The 3,145-nt window shown below is 68.7% G+C and carries 2 protein-coding genes and 1 pseudogene; 1 reads left to right on the plus strand and 2 read right to left on the minus strand.

What is annotated here, in order from left to right:
• Window positions 1–82: 82 nt before the first annotated feature.
• A pseudogene (locus tag AA75_RS46665) lies at window positions 83–175 on the plus strand (IS5/IS1182 family transposase); the annotation flags it as partial.
• Between the two features lie 730 nt (window positions 176–905).
• Here AA75_RS46665 and AA75_RS40715 read toward each other — a convergent pair.
• Together AA75_RS40715 and AA75_RS40720 are read right to left on the minus strand one after the other, a co-directional pair.
• The gene (locus AA75_RS40715) at window positions 906–1,904 is read right to left on the minus strand and encodes a helix-turn-helix transcriptional regulator (RefSeq protein WP_033825541.1); all 999 of its coding nucleotides are present in this window, start codon (window positions 1,902–1,904) and stop codon (window positions 906–908) included.
• 152 nt (window positions 1,905–2,056) lie between these two features.
• Window positions 2,057–3,025 (minus strand): GlxA family transcriptional regulator, encoded by a 969-nt coding sequence (locus AA75_RS40720; RefSeq protein WP_033825540.1) that lies wholly within the window; start codon window positions 3,023–3,025, stop codon window positions 2,057–2,059.
• Window positions 3,026–3,145: the final 120 nt, after the last annotated feature.

Genomic DNA, 3,145 nt, shown 5'->3' on the forward strand with positions numbered 1-3,145 from the left:
CAAGAGCTGAAGCCTCATCACAGCAAGCACCGTTGCAGTATTAGAGGTCATCTCATTTGGCCGGGTGGGTAGACTCCGGGACGTGCTGATCGTGGAGCGTCTGGTGCCGGACGAGTTGTGGGAGCTGTTCCAGTTGGTGGTGCCGGACGCTCCGGTGCGTCCGCAGGGCGGTGGTCGGCCCGCTGCCCCACGCGCCGAGACCACCAAGGCGTGAGCAACCCCCGCGCCACCCCCGAAAACCGCCCGCCCGGGCCGCTGGCCCGGCGAGCAGTTCCACGACACCCCGCCATGAGCCGCTGCCCGCCCGGGCGGCCGTCCTGTTCCTCGGCCACTTTGGCGAGGCCACCGGCAGCGAACGGCGGGATCACCGCGTTCAGCCGGGTGCCGTCCGGCAGTCTGCCGTCCACCCACGGCAAGGCGTGGGCGCGCAGCCGCCGGACGGCTTCGAGGGTGTCCCCGCCGCCCAGCGGCGGGCGGGCCGATCGCAGGGCGGCAGCCACGGATCCGGCGGTCGGCCGAGCGCCCGTCTCGGCGAGTCGGAGCCGGACGGCATCGACCAGTGCCGCCGTCCGGTCCGTGTCCCCTTCCGGCCGGAGCGGGGCGGATCGGGACAGCCCGGGGCCGATCACGACGGGCACGACGGGCACCGGTCCGGCGGAGCCACGGGTTGCGCGGCTCGGCCGGCCTCGGACCCGGCCCGCCGCGACTGACTCGCGCTGCTCCCCGGCCTCGTCCCGGCCCTCCACGGCGCCACCGGCTCCCGCGGGCCCGGGTACGGCATCGGCGGACGTTGGCAGCTTCGCGGCTGCGAGGCGCTTGGACAGCTGTCCACCTCCGCCCCGGGGTCAGAAATTTCTGTCCCCGTGCCGACTGACGCCCTGGACGCCGAGTCCAGCTCGGTGCCTCTACCGGCCCATGTGGTCCAGCCATCCCGTCTGAGCTAGCTCGTAGCCGGCCTGAAACCGGCTGTCCGCACTCAGACGACGCATCAGGTCTGACGCCAGACGCCCGGCCGTTCGCACGGACACCCCCAGCCGCTTGGCGATCACCTGGTCCGTGTGGCCCGCCACCAGCATTCGCAACGTTTCCATTTCCTGGCCGGTCAGACCCTGGGCATTGCACGGCCGCTTCGGCCCCACCGGGGACGCCTCTCGCCATACCTGATCGAACAAGGCATGCAGTGCCTTTACCGCCCCGAGCCCCTCGAGTACCACTGCGGCGGCGCCACTGCATTCGGGATCCACCGGGATTACGGCGAGCCTCTGGTCGATGAGGGTCATGCGTACAGGCAGCGCTCCTGCGGTGCGCACCTGTGCCCCCAGCTCGACCAGATCCCGGACATACGCCATAGTCCCTGCGTGGTTCCGCATCGCGTCCAGGACCACGATGCGCATCCCCACCCCCCGCCCGAGCAACTGCTCGTCCAGTGGCCGCGCCGCAGCGATGTTGTCCTCGCTCAGCCCCTGTCCGGGCACGAAGGCGCACACTTCGCGCTCGACCTGGCGCGACAGGTCCGTCAGTCGGTCCCGGATCCGATCGAGTCCTACCAGCTGTTCCACCCCTGCGGTCGGCTCATGCGGTCGTGATTCCGCATGCTCGGCGATCAGTTGGAGGGCCGCGACGCGCGAGGTTTCGATCCGCCGCTGATGCGCGGCGAGTTCGGCTTGCTGGCGCGCCAGCAGAACCTCCAGCCCGATCTCCGGACTGACCGGCCGTATCTGGCCGCTGTCCTCCCACGACGGTCGTATCAACGACAGCTCGGCCAGACGGTCCAGGGCCCCACGCACCTGGGCTACCGACAGATCGGCGGCAGCCGCCACCTCAGCCAATTCGGCTCGCGGATCAGTGAGCATGATCCGGTACACAGTCTCACTGATCGTGTCCAGTCCCAGCAGGTCAAGCATCTGAATGTCCTCCTCAGGGGCGTGGGAAGTCAACTCGGGTGACCTCGCCCTCTTCGGCAACCAGAGTTGGCACATCGTGGTCAACGCACTGACGTCCCGGGAGGCCGATGTCTTCCGAACGTGATCGTTGGGACGGTTACGTCAGGTGCTCTTTACTGCGTGGTGGAGAAGCGGCTTCGGTACTCGCCCGGCGTGATGCCTAGCGTGTGTTTGAAGCGGCGGTGCAGGGTTTCGGCGAAGCTGAAGCCACAGACCCGGGCGATCGCGTCGATGGTGGCGTCCGTAGTCTCCAGCAGAGCCCGGGCCGCCTCGACGCGGACGGTCTCCACGTAGGACGCCGGAGTGCTGCCGGTCTCTGCGCGGAAGGCCCGGGTGAAGTTGCGCTCGCTCATACCGGCCCGGTCGGCGAGCACCCGGACGGTCAGGTCATCGGCCAGGTGGTCGGCGATCCATGCCTGGGTGTCCCTGAGGGGCTTACGCGTGGGCCGCTGCACGGCAAGCTGGGTACTGAACTGCGCCTGTCCGCCTGGGCGCTGAAGGAACATCACCAACATCCGAGCGACAGACCGGGATACCTCGGCCCCGTGGTCCTCCTCGACCATGGCGAGGGCCAGATCCATCCCCGCCGTGATTCCGGCGGAGGTCCACACGGCGCGGTCGTGTACGAATATGCGGTCCGGGGTGACCGTGACGTCCGGGTGGTCACGGGCCAGCCGCTCGCAGCATGCCCAGTGAGTCACGGCGCGCCGTCCGTCAAGCAGCCCGGCCCGCGCGAGCAGGAAGGCGCCCGTGCACACGGAGGCGACTCGCCGCGCTCGGCCGGCCGTCGCCTTGAGCCAGGCGATGAGTTCTTCGTCGTTCGCTGCCTCGTGGTCGCCCGGTCCGCCGACGACCACGAGCGTGTCCAGCGGCCCCGTACACTCCTGAATGCCCTTGCTGGCCACCACATCGATCCCGTGACAGGACCGCACCGCTCCGGCCCGGCTCGCAACGATCTCAACGGCGTACCCCTTCTCCTGAGGAACCCACCGCTCCACCTGTCCGAAGACCTCATGCGGTCCCGTCAGGTCCAGCACTTGGAAGTCGGGGTAGATAAGGAAGACGACGCGCCGTTGTGTCACCCGTGCATCGTTTCCCACCGGCCATCTGGCGGCAAGGACACGAGTATGACGATCTCCGCCATCGGCTCTGTTCCGTCGTCGGGATGCTGTTGGTGATCTTCACTGGTGAGAGTGAGGTTG

It is taken from the genome of Kitasatospora sp. MBT63 (genome assembly GCF_000710465.2).
Classification (GTDB): domain Bacteria; phylum Actinomycetota; class Actinomycetes; order Streptomycetales; family Streptomycetaceae; genus Kitasatospora.